Origin of the sequence: Nocardiopsis alborubida (assembly GCF_012396365.1) — a bacterium.
Taxonomy (GTDB): Bacteria; Actinomycetota; Actinomycetes; order Streptosporangiales; family Streptosporangiaceae; genus Nocardiopsis; species Nocardiopsis alborubida.
This window is the reverse complement of record NZ_JAAXPG010000003.1, coordinates 202,232-220,074: the sequence shown is the minus strand read 5'-3', so window position 1 is coordinate 220,074 and position 17,843 is coordinate 202,232. Positions and strand designations below refer to the sequence as shown.

At 72.7% G+C, this 17,843-nt stretch carries 15 protein-coding genes; 10 read left to right on the top strand and 5 right to left on the bottom strand.

Annotation, left to right across the window (positions count from 1 at the left end):
• The first annotated feature begins 136 nt into the window (after nt 1-136).
• From HGB44_RS04725 to HGB44_RS04705, 5 genes are all read left to right on the top strand, one after another.
• Nucleotides 137-1,384, top strand: coding sequence for an MFS transporter (locus tag HGB44_RS04725; protein WP_210751153.1), 1,248 nt, complete (start codon nt 137-139; stop codon nt 1,382-1,384).
• 385 nt (nt 1,385-1,769) lie between these two features.
• Nucleotides 1,770-3,542, top strand: a complete 1,773-nt coding sequence (locus HGB44_RS04720) for a glycoside hydrolase family 6 protein (RefSeq protein ID WP_061082080.1) — start codon at nt 1,770-1,772, stop codon at nt 3,540-3,542.
• 150 nt (nt 3,543-3,692) lie between these two features.
• The gene (gene solA, locus HGB44_RS04715) at nt 3,693-4,865 is read left to right on the top strand and encodes an N-methyl-L-tryptophan oxidase (protein ID WP_061082079.1); all 1,173 of its coding nucleotides are present in this window, start codon (nt 3,693-3,695) and stop codon (nt 4,863-4,865) included.
• A 136-nt stretch (nt 4,866-5,001) separates the two neighbouring features.
• On the top strand, nt 5,002-5,808 hold the full coding sequence (locus HGB44_RS04710) for an SDR family oxidoreductase (protein ID WP_061082078.1): 807 nt from the start codon (nt 5,002-5,004) through the stop codon (nt 5,806-5,808).
• Nucleotides 5,809-5,966: 158 nt separating this feature from the next.
• Entirely contained in the window at nt 5,967-6,398 is a 432-nt protein-coding gene (locus HGB44_RS04705; RefSeq protein ID WP_061082077.1) for a VOC family protein, read from the top strand.
• A gap of 94 nt (nt 6,399-6,492) precedes the next feature.
• Here the strand turns inward: HGB44_RS04705 and HGB44_RS04700 are convergent, their stop codons facing one another.
• The gene (locus HGB44_RS04700) at nt 6,493-7,590 is read right to left on the bottom strand and encodes a winged helix DNA-binding domain-containing protein (RefSeq protein ID WP_061082094.1); all 1,098 of its coding nucleotides are present in this window, start codon (nt 7,588-7,590) and stop codon (nt 6,493-6,495) included.
• Nucleotides 7,591-7,805: 215 nt separating this feature from the next.
• Between HGB44_RS04700 and HGB44_RS04695 the strand changes: the two genes are divergently transcribed.
• Nucleotides 7,806-8,168 carry an antibiotic biosynthesis monooxygenase family protein gene (locus HGB44_RS04695; protein WP_061082076.1) on the top strand — a complete coding sequence of 121 codons (363 nt, stop codon included), beginning with the start codon at nt 7,806-7,808 and terminating at the stop codon, nt 8,166-8,168.
• A 37-nt stretch (nt 8,169-8,205) separates the two neighbouring features.
• On the opposite strand, the gene HGB44_RS04690 is transcribed toward HGB44_RS04695, so the two are convergent.
• On the bottom strand, nt 8,206-8,967 hold the full coding sequence (locus tag HGB44_RS04690) for a class I SAM-dependent methyltransferase (RefSeq protein ID WP_061082075.1): 762 nt from the start codon (nt 8,965-8,967) through the stop codon (nt 8,206-8,208).
• A 95-nt stretch (nt 8,968-9,062) separates the two neighbouring features.
• On the opposite strand from HGB44_RS04690, the gene HGB44_RS04685 reads away from it, so the two are divergent.
• Entirely contained in the window at nt 9,063-10,490 is a 1,428-nt protein-coding gene (locus HGB44_RS04685; protein ID WP_061082074.1) for a benzoate/H(+) symporter BenE family transporter, read from the top strand.
• Between the two features lie 187 nt (nt 10,491-10,677).
• Nucleotides 10,678-11,619 (top strand): GNAT family N-acetyltransferase, encoded by a 942-nt coding sequence (locus HGB44_RS04680; protein ID WP_061082073.1) that lies wholly within the window; start codon nt 10,678-10,680, stop codon nt 11,617-11,619.
• 69 nt (nt 11,620-11,688) lie between these two features.
• On the opposite strand, the gene HGB44_RS04675 is transcribed toward HGB44_RS04680, so the two are convergent.
• Together HGB44_RS04675 and HGB44_RS04670 are read right to left on the bottom strand one after the other, a co-directional pair.
• Entirely contained in the window at nt 11,689-12,462 is a 774-nt protein-coding gene (locus HGB44_RS04675) for a nucleotidyltransferase domain-containing protein (protein WP_061082072.1), read from the bottom strand.
• A gap of 259 nt (nt 12,463-12,721) precedes the next feature.
• Nucleotides 12,722-13,918 carry a DUF418 domain-containing protein gene (locus HGB44_RS04670; RefSeq protein WP_061082071.1) on the bottom strand — a complete coding sequence of 399 codons (1,197 nt, stop codon included), beginning with the start codon at nt 13,916-13,918 and terminating at the stop codon, nt 12,722-12,724.
• Nucleotides 13,919-14,014: 96 nt separating this feature from the next.
• Between HGB44_RS04670 and HGB44_RS04665 the strand changes: the two genes are divergently transcribed.
• Together HGB44_RS04665 and HGB44_RS04660 are read left to right on the top strand one after the other, a co-directional pair.
• The gene (locus tag HGB44_RS04665) at nt 14,015-14,725 is read left to right on the top strand and encodes a TetR/AcrR family transcriptional regulator (protein WP_061082070.1); all 711 of its coding nucleotides are present in this window, start codon (nt 14,015-14,017) and stop codon (nt 14,723-14,725) included.
• Nucleotides 14,726-14,917: 192 nt separating this feature from the next.
• A complete protein-coding gene (locus HGB44_RS04660) occupies nt 14,918-15,808 on the top strand; it encodes an aminoglycoside 3'-phosphotransferase (protein ID WP_061082069.1) in 891 nt (296 codons plus the stop codon).
• A 44-nt stretch (nt 15,809-15,852) separates the two neighbouring features.
• Here the strand turns inward: HGB44_RS04660 and HGB44_RS04655 are convergent, their stop codons facing one another.
• Nucleotides 15,853-17,529, bottom strand: coding sequence for a BCCT family transporter (locus HGB44_RS04655; RefSeq protein WP_061082068.1), 1,677 nt, complete (start codon nt 17,527-17,529; stop codon nt 15,853-15,855).
• Between the last annotated feature and the right edge of the window lie 314 nt (nt 17,530-17,843).

Genomic DNA, 17,843 nt, shown 5'->3' with positions numbered 1-17,843 from the left:
GTGACGGCACCGGGCGCCGCCTCCCCGGCGCCACCGGGTCCACGACCCACTCCCGCCGAGGCGGGACGGACGGCCTCCGGCCCTCTCGTCCCCGCGCCGATCGGCGCTTTCGCCATGCCCTCCCGGGAGTCCTGCCGTGTCCCTGTTCCGTCGCGCCCGTGGCGCACGTCCTTCCCGCGCACCCCTCGGCCCCGACTTCGCCCGCCTGTGGGGCGCCTCGGCCCTGACCAACCTCGGCGACGGGGCCCTGGTCGCCGCGGGCCCGCTCCTGGTCGCCTCCCTCTCCCCCTCTCCGCTGGCGGTCTCCACCGCGGCGGCGCTCCAGATGCTGCCCCACCTGCTGTTCTCCCTGACCTCGGGCGCGCTCGTCGACCGCCTGCCGCGGCGCGCCGTGCTCGCCGCGGCCAACCTGGCCCGCGGCACGGTCCTGGCGCTGCTCACTGGCGTGGTCCTGTCCGACGGCACCGCCCTGTGGCCGGTCCACGCTGCGGTGTTCGTGCTGGGCGCGGGCGAGACGCTGGCCGACACCGCGTACGGCTCACTGCTGCCGTCGGTGGTCCACCGCGACGCGCTGGGCCGGGCCAACGCCCGGCTGGCGCTGACCTTCTCGCTCAACAACCAGCTGGCGGGCCCTCCCCTGGGCGCGCTGATGTTCGCGGCGCTGGCGGCGCTGCCGTTCGGGTTCGACGCGCTGGCCTACCTGGTGTCGGTGCTGCTCGTGCTGCGGATCCGGTCGGTGCGGCCGGACCCGCCCGAGCGGCCCGGACCGGCGGAGCCGCGGACGACGCTGCGCGCCGATGTCGCCCGGGGGCTGGCCTTCGTGTGGGGCGCGCCGGGCCTGCGCACACCGTGCGGCTGCATCCTGGTGATGAACCTGGCCGGGGTGGGCGCGTTCGCGGTCTGGGTGCTCTACGCCCGCGAGCACCTGGGGCTGTCCGAGACCGGATTCGGTCTGTTCGTCGCCGCGGGCGCGGTGGGCGGCGTCCTGGGGTCACAGGCGTACGGGTGGCTGGAGGCCCGTCTGGGGCGGGCGTTCCTGCTGCGGTGGGGCCTGGTGGTGGAGGCGGCGACCTACCTGCTCCTGACGCTGACCTCGAACGGCCTGGTGGCGGGCGCGGTCATGGTGCTCTTCGGGGTGCACACGGTGGTGTGGGGCACGGCCGCCACGACGGTGCGCCAGCGGCTCACCCCCGACCGGCTGCTGGGCCGGGTGGGAGGCGTGTACCGGCTGGCCGACCTGGGCGGAGCCGCCCTCGGCGCGGTGGTGGGCGGCCTCCTCGCCGAGTACGCGGGGCTGCTGGTCCCGTTCTGGGTCGCGGCCGCCGCGGTGGGTCTGCTCGCCGTGACCGCCTGGCGACCGCTGGTTATTACTGACCGGTTGTGAAGCAGGTCACTACCTGCGTATTTCCCTTCCGTGAACCGCGTACCAGAAATACTCCGGTCATATGGTGTTTACATATCACCATTGTCGGGCTACCGTTCAGGAAAGCGTTCCGGATCCGTAACCCTCAGCCACGGAAACCGGTGACGCCTTCGCACACACTGTTCACATCCATCCCCCTACACCCCCGCTCACCCCGACTGGGAGCGCTCCCACCCTTCCGGTCCCTTTTCGCTCAGCTTTACCCCGGATCTAAGGCACGCGAATGCCACGCTCACCTCCATAAACGCAGGGAATTCCCGCATCCCCCGTCTGCCGGGCACGAACTCCCCGACCCGGCACTCCCGAAGGCTCCTTCTGGCAACTCGCTTCCATAAGGAAAGAAGAGATGAGCACACCCCCCCGTGCCACGAACCTACGTTCGTGGACACGACGCGGCCTGGCCGCGACCTCCGCCCTGGTGCTCGGCAGCACCCTGGCGGTCGCCTCCTCCGTACCCGCCAGCGCCGCGGCCGGTTGCGAGGTCGACTACCAACTCAACGACTGGGGCTCCGGCTTCACCGCGAGCGTGGAGATCACCAACCTCGGCGACGCGGTCAACGGCTGGACCCTTGAATGGGACTTCGCCGGAAACCAGCAGATCACCAACTCCTGGAACGGCACCGTCTCCCAGAGCGGACAGAGCGTCTCGGTCACCAACGCCGCGCACAACGCCTCACTCTCCACCGACGGCACCGCCACCTTCGGCTTCCAGGGAAGCTACACCGGAAGCAACGCGGCACCCACGGCCTTCGAACTCAACGGTGTGGCCTGCGAGGGCCTGGTCGACCCCGGACCCGACCCGGACCCCGACCCGGACCCCGATCCCGATCCGGACCCGGAGCCCGGCACGGGCGAGCGGGTGGACAACCCCTACGTGGGCGCCGACGTCTACGTGAACCCGATCTGGTCGGCCAACGCCGCCGCCGAGCCCGGCGGTGACGCGGTCGCCGACGAGCCCACCGGGGTGTGGCTGGACCGCATCAGCGCCATCGAGGGCAACGACAGCCCCACCACCGGCAGCATGGGCCTGCGCGACCACCTGGACGAGGCCCTGGAGCAGGCCGCGGGTGAACCCCTGGTGTTCCAGGTGGTCATCTACAACCTGCCCGGCCGCGACTGCGCCGCGCTGGCCTCCAACGGCGAACTCGGCCCCGACGAGATCGACCGGTACAAGAACGAGTACATCGACCCCATCGCCGACATCCTCGCCGACTACGAGGACACCGAGCTGCGGATCGTGACCACGGTCGAGATCGACTCGCTGCCCAACCTGGTCACCAACGTCTCCCCCCGCGAGACCGCGACCGAGAACTGCGACGAGATGCTGGCCAACGGCAACTACGTCGAGGGTGTGGGCTACGCCCTGGCCACCCTGGGCGATGTCGACAACGTCTACAACTACGTGGACGCCGGACACCACGGCTGGATCGGCTGGGAGGACAACTTCACCGCCTCGGCGGCGCTGTTCTACGAGGCGGCCAACGCCGCCGGCGCCACCCCGGCCGACGTGCACGGGTTCATCGCCAACACCGCGAACTACTCGGCGCTGGTGGAGGACAACTTCGCCATCGGCGAGACCATCGCCGGTACGCCGGTGCGCCAGTCGGACTGGGTGGACTGGAACCAGTTCACCGACGAGCTGTCCTACGCCCAGGCGCTGCGTGAGGAGCTGGTGGGCCAGGGCTTCGACTCCGGCATCGGCATGCTCATCGACACCTCCCGTAACGGGTGGGGTGGCCCGGACCGCCCGGACGGGCCGGGGCCGTCCACGGACGTGAACGCCTACGTGGACGGGGGCCGCTACGACCGCCGCCTCCAGTCCGGGAACTGGTGCAACCAGTCCGGTGCGGGGCTGGGTGAGCGTCCCCAGACCGAGCCGGAGCCGGGTATCGACGCCTACGTGTGGATGAAGCCGCCGGGTGAGTCCGACGGGTCGAGCCGGTTCATCGACAACCCCGAGGGCAAGGGCTTCGACCGGATGTGCGACCCGACCTATGAGGGCAACCCGCGCAACAACTACAACATGAGCGGCGCGCTGCCCGACGCGCCGATCTCGGGGCACTGGTTCTCCGCGCAGTTCCAGGAGCTGCTGGCCAACGCCTACCCGCCCATCCAGTAACAACCACACCTCCCAGATCTCGGCTCCCTTCCGAGACGGGGCGCCCGTCCACCCCTGGGGGTGGGCGGGCGCCCGCCATGTGCGGGCCCTGGGATCATGGCCTGGGGCTCCGGAGAGCAGGGTCCCGGACACGATCATGGGGGGAAGCGCGTGGCGGCACCGCTGGAGACCGACACCGCCGTGGTCGGACTGGGTGCCATGGGGGCGCAGGCCCTGTGGCGCCTGGCCCGGCGCGGTGTGGACGCGATCGGGATCGAGCAGTTCACACCCGGACACGACCGGGGCTCCAGCCACGGCGAGTCCCGCATCATCCGCACCGCCTACATGGAGGGCGCCGCCTACGTGCCGTTCGTGCGGTCGGCCTGGCGCGCGTGGTCGGAACTGGAGGAGGCCTCCGGGACCCGGCTCGTGGTGCGCACCGGCGCCCTGATGCTCGGCGCGCCGGACAGCCCCGCCGTGACCGGGTCGATCGCCGCCGCCGAACACCACGGCCTCCCCCATCAGGTGCTCTCCCGCGACCAGGTCGCCGAGCGCTTCCCCCAGCACGTGCTGCGCCCGGGCGAGGTGGGCGTCTTCGAGGAGGACGCCGGCGTGGTCCTGCCCGAGGCCGCGATCACGGCGGCCGTGCGGCTCGCGCGGGAGGCGGGCGCGCGGGTGCTCACCGGCGCCCGGGCGACCCGCGTCGTCCCCGACCCGGACCGCCCCGGAGTGGTGGTCGGGGACACCGTGGTCCGGGCCCGCCGGGTGGTCGTCACCGCCGGGTCCTGGCTGCCGCGGCTGGTGCCCGAGGTGGCGGAGCTGGGCGGCGGCCTGCGGGTCGAGCGGCGGGTACTGGGCTGGTTCCGCACCACGCGTGACCCGTCCCCGCACGCGCACGGGCCGGTGTTCGCCCGGGACGGGGACGACTGCACGTGGTACGGGTTCCCCAGCATGGACGGCGGCCGGACCGTCAAGATCGGCGTGCACGCCGAGGCCCCGGGGAACAGGGGCGAGGGCGCCCAGTGGGGCGAGCCGGTCGACCCCGACGCGGGACCGCGGGAGCCCGACTCCGCCGACGCGCGGCGGCTCGGACGGCTGGCCGCGGGGCTGCGCGGGGTGGCCCCGCTCCCCGAGCGCATGGCGTCGTGCATGTACACGATGACCCCGGACGAGCACTTCGTCATCGGGCGGCGCCGCGAGCTGCCCGGTCTGGTGCTGGCGGGGGGATTCTCGGGACACGGCTACAAGTTCGCCTCCGCGGTCGGGGAGGCCCTGGCCGACCTCGCCCAGCACGGGCGCACGGACCTGGCCGTGGACCTGTTCGACCCGCACCGCTGGGACTGAACGGAGCGGTTCGCGGGCGGCCGCGGGCTTTCCGGGGCGAGGTGCGTCCGGCGCGCGAGGGCGTGCGATCATCGCTTCCACGCGCGGCGCGAGCGCGTCCTCCCCGCCCCCTCAGCCTCCCTCCGGAAGGACCGCCATGAACAGTCCCACCGTCCCGCGGACCGCGCTCGTCACGGGCGCGTCGTCGGGGATCGGCGCCGCCGTGGCCGCCGAGCTCGTCCGCCGCGGCTACCGCGTGTACGGGACCAGCCGCGACCCCGGTGCGGTGGCCGAGCCGGTGCCGGGCGTGGAGTACCTGGCACTGGACCTGGCCGACGCGGCGTCGGTCGAGGCGTGCGCGGCCGCGGCGGGTGATGTGGACGTACTGGTCAACAACGCCGGGGAGAGCCAGAGCGGGCCCTTCGAGGAGCTGCCGCCGGAGGTGGTGGAGCGGCTGTTCCGGATCAACGTGTTCGGCGCGGTGCGGCTCACCCAGCTGCTGCTGCCGGGGATGCGCGCCCGCGGGTACGGGCGCGTGGTGATGGTGGGCTCGATGCTGGCGAGCTTCCCCCTGGCCTACCGGTCCTCCTACGTGGCGTCCAAGGCCGCGCTCAAGGGGTTCGCGAACGCGCTGCGCCGCGAGGTGTCCCCGTACGGGGTGGGGGTGGCCACGGTCGAGCCGGGGTCGATCAACACAGGCATCAGCGAGCGGCGGACCCAGTACCTGCGGGAGGGGTCGCCGTTCGCGGCCGAGTACCGCACCATGCTCAGGGCCCTCAACGCCAACGAGGCGTCGGGGATCACGGCGGGGGCGGTGGCCCGGACGATCGTGCGCGCCGTCGAGGCAAACCCGCCCCGGCCGTTCTACGCGGTGGGCAGCAACGCACCGGTGGTCTTCGCGCTGCGGCGGCTGTTCCCGCGCTCGCTCATCCTGCGCATGGTCGCCCGCAGGCACGGGCTGTAGCCTCGGGCGCGCTCTGTGCCCCACGGCTCGGGCACACGCGGACCCGCCGCGCCGGAGAGGTTCCGGGGGCGCGTCCTCGGTCCCGGGTAGGTTGTCCCGACCGCAGAACACCGGTCGCCCCGGGCCCTTTCCGGGGCGGGCACAGCGACGGAGCCGCCGTGAGACAGCAGGTTCACTTCATCACTCTCGCCACAGCCGACCTGGACGCCGCCCGCGCGTTCTACCGGGACGGGCTCGGTTGGGAGCCGCTCGCGGACGTTCCCGGGGAGATCGTCTTCTTCCAGGTCGCGCCGGGACAGGTCCTGGGCCTGTTCGACGCCGGGAAGTTCGACCGCGACCTGGGGCGGCCGCCCGGCACGACCGGGGTGTCGGGGCTGACGCTGTCGCACAACGTCGACGGCCCCGAGGAGGTCGAGTGGACCGTGGAGACCATGGCACGGGCGGGCGCGAGGGTGCTCAAGGCCCCGCAGCGGGGTGAGTTCGGCGGGGTCTTCCACGCCCACGTGGAGGACCCCAACGGCGTGGTGTGGGAGATCGCGCACAACCCGGGCTGGCGCGTGGACGAGACCGGCCGGGTCGTGTTCGGCTGAGGCCCGGAGGTCCGTCGGGGACCGCAGCGCCCACCGGAGAGACGACGGGTCCCTCAGCGGCGTCGGGCGGCTGCGGCCCGGAGTTCCGGCCGGATCACGGTTCCAGGGGGCGCAGGCGGAGGTCGTGGCCCTCGGCGTCGGCCGCCGCGAAGCGCAGCAGCCGTGCGCCCTCCTCGGTGACCGCCTCCTCCTGGGCCGGGGTGAGCGGTGCGAACAGCCGCACGTCCAGTACGGCGGGGCCGCCGCGCCGGGACCGCTCGATCCGCCACAGCCCGTGCACGAAGCCGTCCACGGTCAGCGGCGGCTCGACCACGAGGTGGGGGCGCCGGTGGTCGTCGACGACGCGGGAGCGGTCGTCGTGGGACACGAGCACGTTGTCGAGCAGCGCGAGGAAGCGGACCGGCGCGGGCGTCTCGGGGTCCGGCCGGGGCGCGTCGGGCAGGTCGAACAGTTCGCGGCCGTCCTCGTCGCGCAGGACCCGCAGCCGCGGCCGCAGGCCCTCCACGACCGCGCGCATGCGGGTCATCCCGCTCCAGGCCTGGACGTCCTTGGCGGTGGCCGGGCCGAACGCGGCGAGGTAGCGCAGCACGAGGGTGTCCGGGGAGGGCTCGGCGGCCAGTGGCGCGCCCAGCCACTCCTCGGCGAGGGTGAAGGGTGTGGCGCCGCGCCGCCCCCACGTGCCGTCGGGCGGCGGGTGCAGCACGGGCAGGAGTCCCTGGACGGAACGGGCCAGGGCGACGGGGGCGCGTCCGGGCCAGCGCTCGGCCAGGGCCCGGCCCAGATCGGGGCGGGCGAGTCCGCCGCCGACGAGGAGCGCGCGTGCGGCGGAGGCCAGCTCGGCGGGGTCGACACCGGGCAGGTCCCGGCCGAAGGCGCCCTTCTGCCAGCGGGTCAGCATGGGGTGCAGGACCGGGCGCAGCCACAGGTAGTCGTCGGCGGTGACCAGGTGCTGGGTGCCCCGGAGGAGGGTGGCGCGCACGACGTCGCGGCTGTGCAGGAGCCCGGTCAGGTCGTCGATCCGAAAGCCCCGGACACGGGACCACAGTCCGACGTAGGGCGGTTCGGGGTCCTGCGCCTGGAGGCCGACGAGGCGGTGGACGACCTCGGCGGCGGTGTGGTCGCTGGTCCGGCCGAGGAGCAGCTGGCGGGACAGGGTCGCCCGGTTGAGGGCGCGGCGGTCGAGCGCGGTCATGGACACGACCCTAGGAGGGGTGGAGGTCGTCCGCCGTCCTCCACTCGTCCGCCGGGGACGGCCGCTTCCCGCGGTCCTGCCAACGGCCGGGGCGCGGACGCGCGGCTCGCCGGGGAGAGGGGCGCGTGCGGCGCAAGGGGCGGGGCGGCGCGGGTGGCGGCGGAGGTTGTCCTAGGTTGGGCGGAAGGACCGCAGACAACCGAGAGAGGTGCCGTGTGAGCAGCGTCGTCAAGTTCAACGTCCTGACCGTCCCCGAGGGCGCGGGGGCGACCCTGGAGGAGCGTTTCGCCAAGCGCGCCGGGCTCGTGGAGGACCAGCCCGGGTTCGAGGAGTTCCAGCTGCTGCGCCCGGTCGAGGGCACCGACAAGTACCTGGTGTACACCCGGTGGCGGTCCGAGGAGGACTTCCAGAACTGGGTGAGCGGCCAGGCCTTCCGCCGGGGGCACGCCCAGGCCGCCGCGGACGCCCAGAAGGAGGGCGCGCCGGCCGGGCACGGTCACGGGCACGGCGGCCCGGCCGCGACCGACAGCGAGATCTGGGGCTTCGAGGTCGTCCAGCGGGTCTCGGCCCAGTCCTGACCACCGGGGGGTGCCCGCGCCCCGCGGCCCGGAGGGGTCAGCGGGGTTTGCGGGCCTCGATGAGGAAGCGGGTCGTGGTGGCCGTGAACGACCCCTCGCGCTCGATGTGCTCGTGCATGTCCCGGAGCCGGTCCCGGTAGGCCTCCACGGTGAAGCCGGGCACCATCCAGATCACCTTGCGCAGGAAGTACACGACCGCGCCGACGTCGAAGAACTCCGTGCGCAGCCGCTCCATGCGCAGATCGACCACCTCCAGCCCGGCCGCCCTCGCCCCCTCGCGCGCCCGGTCCGGGTGGCGGGAGGCACGCGCCTCCTCGGGCCGCGGTCCCAGGAAGAACTCCACCACCTCGAAGACGCTCTCCGGGCCCACCTGCTGGGACAGGTAGGTTCCGCCCGGCGCCAGGACCCGGGCGATCTCCTCCCACCACACGGTCACCGGGTGGCGGGAGACCACCAGGTCGAAGGCCCCGTCCGCGAAGGGCAGCGGCGGCTCGTCCCCGTCGGCGACCACCGCCACCCCCAGGGGGTGGAGCAGCCGGGTGGCCTTGGCGATGTTGGGCGGCCAGGACTCCGTCGCCACGGTCAGGCGCGGGCGTTCGGGGATCCCCGCCAGCACCTCGCCGCCGCCGGTCTGGATGTCGAGCGCGGCGCTCGCGCGGGCCATGTGCCCGGCCATGGTGCGCTGGTAGCCCCAGGAGGGGCGCTGTTCCGTGGCCCGGCCCTCCAACCAGGAGAAGTCCCAGCCCTGCGTCGGCTCCGCGTCGGCCTCGGCGACGAGCTCGTCGAAATCGCGTCCCATGGCGGCATCCTCCCCCGGGCTCCGCGGCCGGGTCCAGCGGTTTTCCCTCCCCCGGGCGACGGCGCGGGTCCGGCGGCACGCGAGGATGGTGGACCATGAGAACCCTTGTCCGTCGTGTCGGCCTCGTGGCCCCCGCGCCCGCCGTGGCGGCCGGTCTGGTCGCCGTGCTGGTCGGGGTGACCAGTTCGGCGGCGATCGTGTTCACCGCCGCCGAGGCCGCGGGCGCCTCCTCCGGACAGATCGCCTCGTGGATGCTGGCCCTGGGTGTGGGCATGGCCGTGACCTGTGTGGGGCTGTCCCTGCGCCACCGGGCCCCGGTGGTGACCGCCTGGTCCACGCCCGGCGCCGCGCTGCTGGCGGTGGGGCTGGACGGGGTGACGATGGCCCAGGCGGTGGGGGCGTTCCTGTTCTCGGCCGCGCTGATCACCCTGAGCGGCGTCACCGGGTGGTTCGAGAGGGTCATGGACCGCGTGCCGGTGCCGCTCGCGGCGGGGCTGCTGGCCGGGGTGCTGCTCCAGTTCGGCATGGGGCTGTTCACGAGCATGGAGGACGACTTCGCGGTCGTGTTCGCCATGTTCGCGGCGTACCTGCTGTGCCGCCGGTGGCTGCCGCGCTACGCGGTCATCCTGTCCCTGGTCGCGGGCGGGGTCGCCGCTGCGCTGCGCGGGACCCTGGACCTGGGCGGAGTGTCCCCCTCGTTGGCCCGGCCGGTGTTCGTGGCGCCCGAGTTCTCCTGGCAGGTACTGGTGAGCGTGGGGCTGCCGCTGTTCGTGGTGACCATGGCCTCGCAGAACCTGCCGGGTGTGGCGGTGCTGCGGGGCGACGGCTACCGGGTGCCGATCTCGCCGGTGATCGGGTGGACCGGGGCGACCAACCTGGTGCTGGCGCCGTTCGGGTGCTTCGGGATGAACCTGGCCGCGATCACCGCGGCCATCTGTACGGGACCGCAGGCGCACCCCGACCGCGAGCGCCGCTACCTGGCCGGGGTGTGGGCGGGGGTCTTCTACCTGTGCGTGGGGGTCTTCGGGGCGACGGTGGCTTCGCTGCTGGCCGCGCTGCCGCCGCCGCTGATCCTGGGGATCGCCGGGCTGGGCCTGCTCGGGACGATCGGGGGCTCGCTGGCGTCCGCGCTGGGGGACGAGCGCTCCCGGGAGGCCGCGGTGGTGACCTTCCTGGCGACGGCGTCGGGGTTCACCCTGTTCGGTGTGGGCTCGGCCTTCTGGGGCCTGTTGGCGGGGGCGCTGACGCTGGCGGTGACCCGTTCCTGGCGCCGGTCCCGGCGGGCGGGTTCGGGCGGCGGCGCCGAGGAGGGCGCCGGAGACGCGCGGGAGACCGACGAGGCCGTGGAGGCTGCGGAGACCACCCGGGAGAACACCGGCGGGGCTCAGCAGGCGGCCGGAACACGGATGGCCGGCGGGGCGCACGAGACAGGCGAAGCTGTGGAGACCAAGGAGCACGGAAGGGTCACCGAGACGCGGGGGCCCGGCGATCCCGGCCCGGACAGCCGGGCGGCTCGCGGTTAAAAGGGGTTGCCCCGTCGATCGGAACACGGTTATAACAGTCGCGGCCCCGACCACAGCGGCCCCGGGGCCCCGACGACGAGAGGAGGCGGAGCCGTGTTCACCGCAACCACCGCGCTCGCGCCCTCCCGGGGCAGCCTCGACGGCTGAGTCCCCGGAGCGGCCGGGCGCACGCACCGAAGGTGTCGCCTTGACCGTGCATGACCTGACCATCCGTACGATCACCGGACCTGAGGAGCTCGACCTCTTCAACCGGATCCCCTACCCCCAGAACTTCGAGTTCGCCGAGGACCTCGCCCAGGGGCGCCGACGCCCCTCGTGGATGTGGGTCGCCCTGGACGGAGACCGCCTCCTGGCCCGCCTTTCCTGGTGGTGCCGGAGCAGTGACACCTCCCCCCTGCTGCTGGACGTCCTGGACGTGGACGACACGGCCGGGGACGTCGACCGCACGGGGATCCTCGAACACCTGCTGCGCACCGCCTCGGCGGCGACCCTGCCCGAAGGCGGGACCCCGCCCGAGTACCTGCGCTTCGTCCCCGCCGACTGGCGCGAGGACGCCGACAAGCGCCGCGCCGTGCAGGAACGCGTGGCCGCCGTCGAACGCACCGGCGGATCGCTCCTGGTGGAGCGGCTGCGTTTCGAGTGGACGCCCGACCTCCCTACGCCGGAACCGGGCGACCGCCTCCGGTTCCGACCGGTCCGGGACGAGGAGGAGATCCTCGGTCTGATGGTCCGGGCCCTGGAAGGGACCCTGGACGCCCACGACCGCGCCGACCTCGCGCACACCACGGCGGAGCAGGTGGCCGCCGACAGCTGGAACGAGGAGTTCGCCCGGTATACGACGCCGCGCTCCTGGTGGCGGATCGCGACGCTGCCGGACGGCGAGCCGGTCGGCTTCGTCCTGCCCGCGCGCAACGACTACCACCCGATCATCGGCTACATCGCGGTGCTGCCCGAGCACCGCGGCAACGGGTACATCGACGACATCCTCGCCGAGGGCACCCGCGTCCTGGCTCAGGAGGGTGTGGACCGCATCCGCGCCGCCACCGACCTGGGCAACGTCCCCATGGCACGGGCCTTCGAACGTGCGGGGTATCCCACGCTCAGCGGGGTCGTCAACATGACCTGGTAGGACCGCTCCCGGCCCCGCGGCCCGGAGCCGGACGGGCCCGGGGCGCGGGGCCCCACCGCGGCGCGCCGGTCAGGCCGTGGCGAGGATCCGTCCGGCCTCGGCGACCGCCGAGCTCAGGTCCTGGGGGTCGGCGGTCATACCGGCGATCACGAAGTCGATCTCCTCCAAACCGGCCGTGGACAGCAGTGCCTTGTCGTTGGTGACCCAGACCCCGCGTTCGGCCAGGACCGCGTGCGCGGCCTGCGCGGCGGCCTGGGACAGCAGACCCGCGGTCTGGGCGACCCGGCCGTACGGGGCGTGGTTGTGCCGGGCGTAGGACAGGGTGGCCGCGGCCCTGCCCCGCCAGAGGGGCGGTGCGCTCCTGCGCAGCGCCTCGGGGTAGTCGGGCCGGGGCAGGTCCCCTACGAGGACCCGGCCGATGGCGAGTTCGGCGACGACCAGGTAGGTGGGGATACCGGCCAGGTGGAACATGAGCGGTTCCACCCCGAAACGCCCCTGCCGCGCCTCGGCGAGCTGGTGCTCGACCACGTCCAGGTCGCGGTAGTGCACGTCCACCGCCCGGCCGCCGATCCGCAGCCACGCCCCGCCGTTGAAGACGCCGCCTCCCCAACCGCCGACCTCCGACACCTCCCCCTCCCAGCCGAGGTCCCGCAGAGTCTGCGGGTCGAAGTCGCCCCGGTAGTAGACCGCCAGGTCCCAGTCGCTGTCGGGGCGGTGGGTGCCCTGGGCCCGGGAGCCGCCGAGGGTGACCGCCTCGACGGCCGGAAGGGCGGCGAGCCGGTCGGCGGTGGCGGACAGGAAGGTCGCGTCGTCATGTGCGGAGGTGGACATGGTGACCATCATTGCGGACGGCGTGTCCGCCCGCGAAGAGGTTTGCCCCGCACCGGTGACCACCGGAGGCAGCGGCCACGCCGACCGTTCCCGGTCGCCCCGTCACCTTCGTGCCGGTACCCGGTGGAGGCCGCAGCCGCGCAGGCCCCGCCGAGCGTTCCCGAAACGCCCAACCGTCTCCGCACCGGCGCCCAGCAGAAATCCCCGCCGCGCAGGGTGTGCGCCACGCGTTTCGGGCCGCGCGGATCCCGTCGAGCGCTTGGGCGCACGGTCATCTCCGCGCCGGTTCGGCCTCCGGCTGCTCCGCCCGGACGGTTCTGTACGTCCCCCAACGCAGGAGGCGCTCGGCCGGGCCCCGGATCCCCGCGCGGTGCATGAGGTCGGCCAGGACCACGGTGGCCGACCAGACGGCGACACCGACCAGGACGGCGGCGGTTCCGGACAGCCGTGGCGCCAGGTCGAGGGCGTAGGGCGCGAACAGCACCATCCAGCCCACCGACTGCAACAGGTAGCAGGTCAAGGAGCGCTGGCCGGTGGCGACCAGGGCCCGCACGACGGGTCCCCGGCGGGTGCCGAGGCGGACCGCGACCAACGCGATGAGCGCGGCGTAGCCGAAGCCGCCCGCGTAGCCGGACAGAACGTGCAGCCAGCCCGCACCGGCCTTGAGCACGAACTCGGGAGCCCACAGCTGGGTGGCCACCAGGGCCTGCGGCAGCCCGCCGACCACGGCCACAGGGATGCCGATGAGAGCGACGCGGCGCAGCAGTCCGAGGTGGCGCTCGGGCTGTTCCATGACGCGGCGGCGGGCCGCCCAGACTCCGACGAGGAAGGGGAACACCGAACACGCCACGAGCATCGGGGTCATGACCGGCCAGGTGAACAGGCGTGTGACCATGTCGGCCAGCGGGTCCTGGGTGAGCACCCCGCCCGCCTCGGGGTCGGAGAGGGGGAGGCTGTTCATGACCGCGTAGAACAGTGAGCCCAGGGAGGCCCAGGCGAGGGCGTGGGCGAGCAGGCGCCGGTCGCCGGCGTGCAGCAGACCGGCGAACAGCAGGGCGATGAGCCCGTAGACCGCGACGATGTCGCTGAAGAAGAGCAGGAGCGTGTGCAGGAACCCGATCAGCACCATCCACCGGCCGCGTCGGCGCACCAGCGAGCGCACCCACGGCTCCGGACGCCCCTCGGCGGTGCGGCGCAGGTGGATCCAGGCCAGACCGTAGCCGAACAGCGCCGCGAACATGGGGTACCCGCGCGCCTCGGCGAACAGCATCAGCAGGGCGGTGGAGGCGGTGTCGAGGAGGCCGCCCGGCGCGGAGCCCTGTCCCGCGGTGGCCATCGCCCAGAGGATGTGCGCGTGCACGACGGCGATGACCAGCAGCATCACCCCGCGCGCCAGGTCGGGGGCCAGGGAGCGCCGGCCGAGTGCCACACCCCCGGGCGGGGGCGGCGGGGAGGGGGGAACAGACATACTGAACTCCGTTCACGCGGAAGGAACAGCATTGGATACGGACCCGTATCCAACTCCCTTCCTAAGATACGGCATCGTCGCTTAGTTGGGAAGAGCATGGTTGACCGGGAGCGGCCGCGGGCTGACGACGAGGCGCGGGAGGCCGCGCGGGACGCACGGGAGGAGGCGCCCCGGGCCACGCGCAGACGCGGGCGGGAACTGCTCGACGCCATCCACGAGGCGGTCATCCTGGAGGCCGCGGACGTCGGCGTCGCCCGCCTGTCCATGGAGGGGGTCGCCCGCCGCGCGGGCACGGCCAAGACCTCGCTGTACCGGCGCTGGCCCACGCCGGGGGACATCCTGCTGGACGCGATGTACCACACCTACCCGCAGGAGCAGCCCGCGCCGGGCGCCGACGACCTGCGCGGGGACCTCGTCGGGGCGCTCATGCTCCTGCGCGACACGATGAGCCGCTCCCTGGGGCAGGCGATGTTCTCCGTGGTAGCCGAGGCCAGGCACCACCCCGAGCTCTACGACCGGTTCGTGCGGGAGGTCTTCGACTCCCGCGGCGGGCGCTTCACCCGCACCGTCCTCCAGCACTACGCCGACCACGGCAGGATCGACCCCTCACGCGTCACCTCCGTCACCGTCGACATCGGTGAGGCCATGCTCATCAAGTACGCCATGGACCACCAGGGACCTCCCGGCCAGGAGTACGTGGAACGGATCGTGGACGAGGTGATCCTGCCCGCCCTCGGCCTGGACCCGCGCGACCCGTCCCCCGCCGCTCCGGAGGGGTCGGGTTCTCCCGCCTCCTCCGGCGGCTAGCGCACGCGGCGGCCTGGACGCCCCGCGGTCGGGCCGCGTCGCCGGAGGCGGTTCCGGGCCGGACCGGCCGGCACACGGCGCCGCGGAGCGCTGGGATCCGGGCGGGCAGAGGGGTCGGGGCGTGTTCGGCTGGTGCCGCACGCGCCGTAAAACGATGGGAATCCGGCGGGCGCCAAGGCTAGGGTGCGGGACATGCGCATCCCTCCGTCCGTGGAAGCCGCCCGCGTCGAGGAACTCGACGTGGGGCTGTCCGGAGCCCGTGTGGCCCGACTGTTCGACGCCCGGGACCGGCCCTTCGCGGTGCTCAAGTCCGCGGACGCCGACCGCGCCGACCTGGTGGACGAACTCCTGGGCCAGGAACGGCGCCTGCGCTGGCTGGCCGGGCGGGGGCTGCCGGTACCGCACGTACTGGGCTCCGGCTCCTGGGCGGGACTGCGCTGGCTGACCATGAGCCACCTGGACGGACGCGCCGCCCACGAGCCCTGGCCCGCCGGGGACCGGCCACGGGTGCTCGACCTGCTCGCCCGGGCCGCCCGCGCGCTGCACACCGCTCCGGCCGCGGGGTGTCCCTTCGACATGACGCTGCCCGCCCAGCTCGAACGGGCACGTGAGCGGGTCGCCTCCGGGCTGGTGGAACGCTCCTGGGCCGCCGCGGGCAAGGAGGGGCCGCCCGCCGACGAGGTGCTCTCCGAGCTGACCGGACTGGCGCGCGCCCTGGGTCCCGGCCGGACCGCGCTGGTCCACGGCGACTACTGCCTGCCCAACGTTCTGCTCGACACCGGCTCCGTACGCGGCGGGGCGGAGCGCGCGCACCGGTCCGCACGCGGGGACCGGGACCCCGCCCGCCCGGACGCCTCCCCGCCCGCCGGGGACGGCTGGGCCCTGGTGGACCTGGGCCGGGCCGGGCTGGGGGACCCGCACGCGGACCTGGCCGACATGGTGGGCAGCCTGCTCAGCCCGATGAACCCGCAGTTCGGGCCGCGGGACGTCGAACGCTTCCTGGACGCCTACGGGCGGGAGGACGTCGACCCCGAGCGGCTGCGGCTGTGCGCCGGGGTCAACTCATTCTTCTGGCCCGTGTGAGGGCCCCGGCCGGAGCGGCCGGGGCCCATGACGGCACCGCGCCCCTACCGGGGTCCGCCGTCACCGTTGCCGTGGCCGTGCTCCCCGCTGCGCTCCCCGGCTCGGGCCCCGGCCTCGCCCAGGCGCCTGTTCCGCTGCCGGATCCTGCGCGCCCTGGTGGCGAGGGGCGCCCTGCGTTCGCGTTGCAGACCCGACCCTTCCGCGAACTCGGCGTGCAGTGAGCGCACGAGCCCCACCATCATGAAGAAGCCGATCACGAAGAAGGGCAGCCCGAACACGATGATCGTCTGCTGCAGGGCGTCCAGGCCGCCCACACCGGAGGCGGTGAGCACGGTCGCGGCGACCACCCCCTCGGTGATCCCCCAGAACACCCGCTGCCGGGTGGGGTTGCCGCTCTTGCCGGAGCAGAGCATGTCCACCACGAGGGAGGCCGAGTCCGAGGAGGTGGTGAAGAAGATGATGACGATGAGGATGGCCACCACCGACACGAACATGGTCAGCGGGAAGTGCTCCAGGAAGGCGAAGAGGGAGCCCGGGATGTCCTCCTGCGTGACCACCTCGTCCACCAGTCCGCCGCCCTGGTCGCGCTCGATGTTGAAGGACGACAGCCCGAACACGCTGAACCACACGACGCTGAACGCGGTGGGCGCGGCCAGCACGCCGAGGATGAACTCCCGGATGGTGCGGCCCCTGGAGATACGGGCGATGAAGATGCCGACGAACGGCGACCAGGTGATGGTCCACGCCCAGTAGAAGACGGTCCAGGAGCCCTGCCACCCGGTGTTGGCGAAGGTGTCGTTCCAGAACGACAGCGGGACCAGCATCTCCAGGTAGACGCCCGTGGTCTCGATGATCCCCTTGGCCAGGAACAGCGTCGACCCCGTCAGGAAGACGAAGACCAGCAGCGCCACGGCCATGTAGATGTTGATCGTGGACAGCCACTTGATGCCGACGTCGAGACCGGTGGCCACGGAGATCACGGCGATGGTCGTGACGATCGCGATGAGGATCAGCTGGCTGACACGGCTCTCCTCCAGGCCGAACAGGGTGTTGAGGCCGCTGTTGATCTGGAGCGTGCCCAGGCCGATGGTGACGGCGACGCCGAACAGCGTGCCCAGGACCGCGATGATGTCGATGGTCCGCCCGATGGGGCCGCTGATCCGGTCCCCGAGGAAGGGGTGGAAGATCGAACTGACCCGGAAGGGCAGGCCCTTGCGGTACACGAAGTAGGCGAAGGCGAGCCCGGGCAGGCAGAAGATCGTCCAGGTGTGCAGGCCGAAGTGGTAGAGCGTGAAGCCCATCGCCTCCTCGGCCGCCTCGATGGTCTGCGGATCGACGCCCGAACGCGGCGGCTCGGCGTAGTGGCTGATGGGCTCGGCCACGCCCCAGAACATCAGGATGCTGCCGATACCGGCGGCGAACAGCATGGCGAACCAGACGGAGTTGCTGTAGTCGGGTGTGCTCTCCGGCGGTCCCAGGCGCACACGCCCGAACCTGCTGAACGCGATCCAGATCAGGAAGATGAGGAAGCTGGTCACACCGAGGATGTAGAGCCATCCGAGGTTGGTGAGTATCCAGCCGGAGGTGGCTCCGAAGACGGCGTCCACCGTGTCGGTGAAGAAGATCGCGCACACCACGAAAACGATGGTCAACGCGGCGGACACGAAGAAGATCGCCGGGTTCGTCTCGAGCCCCAGCTTTTGCGCCAGCTTTTCGAACATGCCGATTGCTTTCTGGTGTTTCGGGGACGTTCGTCGAGGGACAAGGGCCCGTCAGCCCGCACCGACCTCGGGCAAGGATACGTCCTTGGGGCGGGGTTCCCTGTTTATCCTTCCTTTTGAGGAGAGTCGGGAACGTCCTTACCCGCCACCATTAGCAGCACACCGAAAACTCGCTGTTTAAATATGCCAAAATCCACATAGGGCATGTTCTTGCAGGGTTGTGTACACTACGCACCCTTTCGCGCGGGTACGTCCCGCCTCGTCACCGTTCCCCGGAACCGCGGGGAGGAGGACCGGGAGTCCGCCCGGAAAGG

Bases quoted from the DNA above. Each gene is read 5' to 3' on its own strand.
- HGB44_RS04655 (WP_061082068.1), bottom strand. From the start codon at position 17,529: ATGTTCGAAAAGCTGGCGCAAAAGCTGGGGCTCGAGACGAACCCGGCG.
- HGB44_RS04675 (WP_061082072.1), bottom strand. From the start codon at position 12,462: ATGATGGTCACCATGTCCACCTCCGCACATGACGACGCGACCTTCCTG.
- HGB44_RS04700 (WP_061082094.1), bottom strand. From the start codon at position 7,590: ATGACCGCGCTCGACCGCCGCGCCCTCAACCGGGCGACCCTGTCCCGC.
- HGB44_RS04665 (WP_061082070.1), top strand. From the start codon at position 14,015: ATGGTTGACCGGGAGCGGCCGCGGGCTGACGACGAGGCGCGGGAGGCC.
- HGB44_RS04670 (WP_061082071.1), bottom strand. From the start codon at position 13,918: ATGTCTGTTCCCCCCTCCCCGCCGCCCCCGCCCGGGGGTGTGGCACTC.
- HGB44_RS04690 (WP_061082075.1), bottom strand. From the start codon at position 8,967: ATGGGACGCGATTTCGACGAGCTCGTCGCCGAGGCCGACGCGGAGCCG.
- HGB44_RS04660 (WP_061082069.1), top strand. From the start codon at position 14,918: ATGCGCATCCCTCCGTCCGTGGAAGCCGCCCGCGTCGAGGAACTCGAC.
- HGB44_RS04720 (WP_061082080.1), top strand. From the start codon at position 1,770: ATGAGCACACCCCCCCGTGCCACGAACCTACGTTCGTGGACACGACGC.
- HGB44_RS04685 (WP_061082074.1), top strand. From the start codon at position 9,063: ATGAGAACCCTTGTCCGTCGTGTCGGCCTCGTGGCCCCCGCGCCCGCC.
- HGB44_RS04710 (WP_061082078.1), top strand. From the start codon at position 5,002: ATGAACAGTCCCACCGTCCCGCGGACCGCGCTCGTCACGGGCGCGTCG.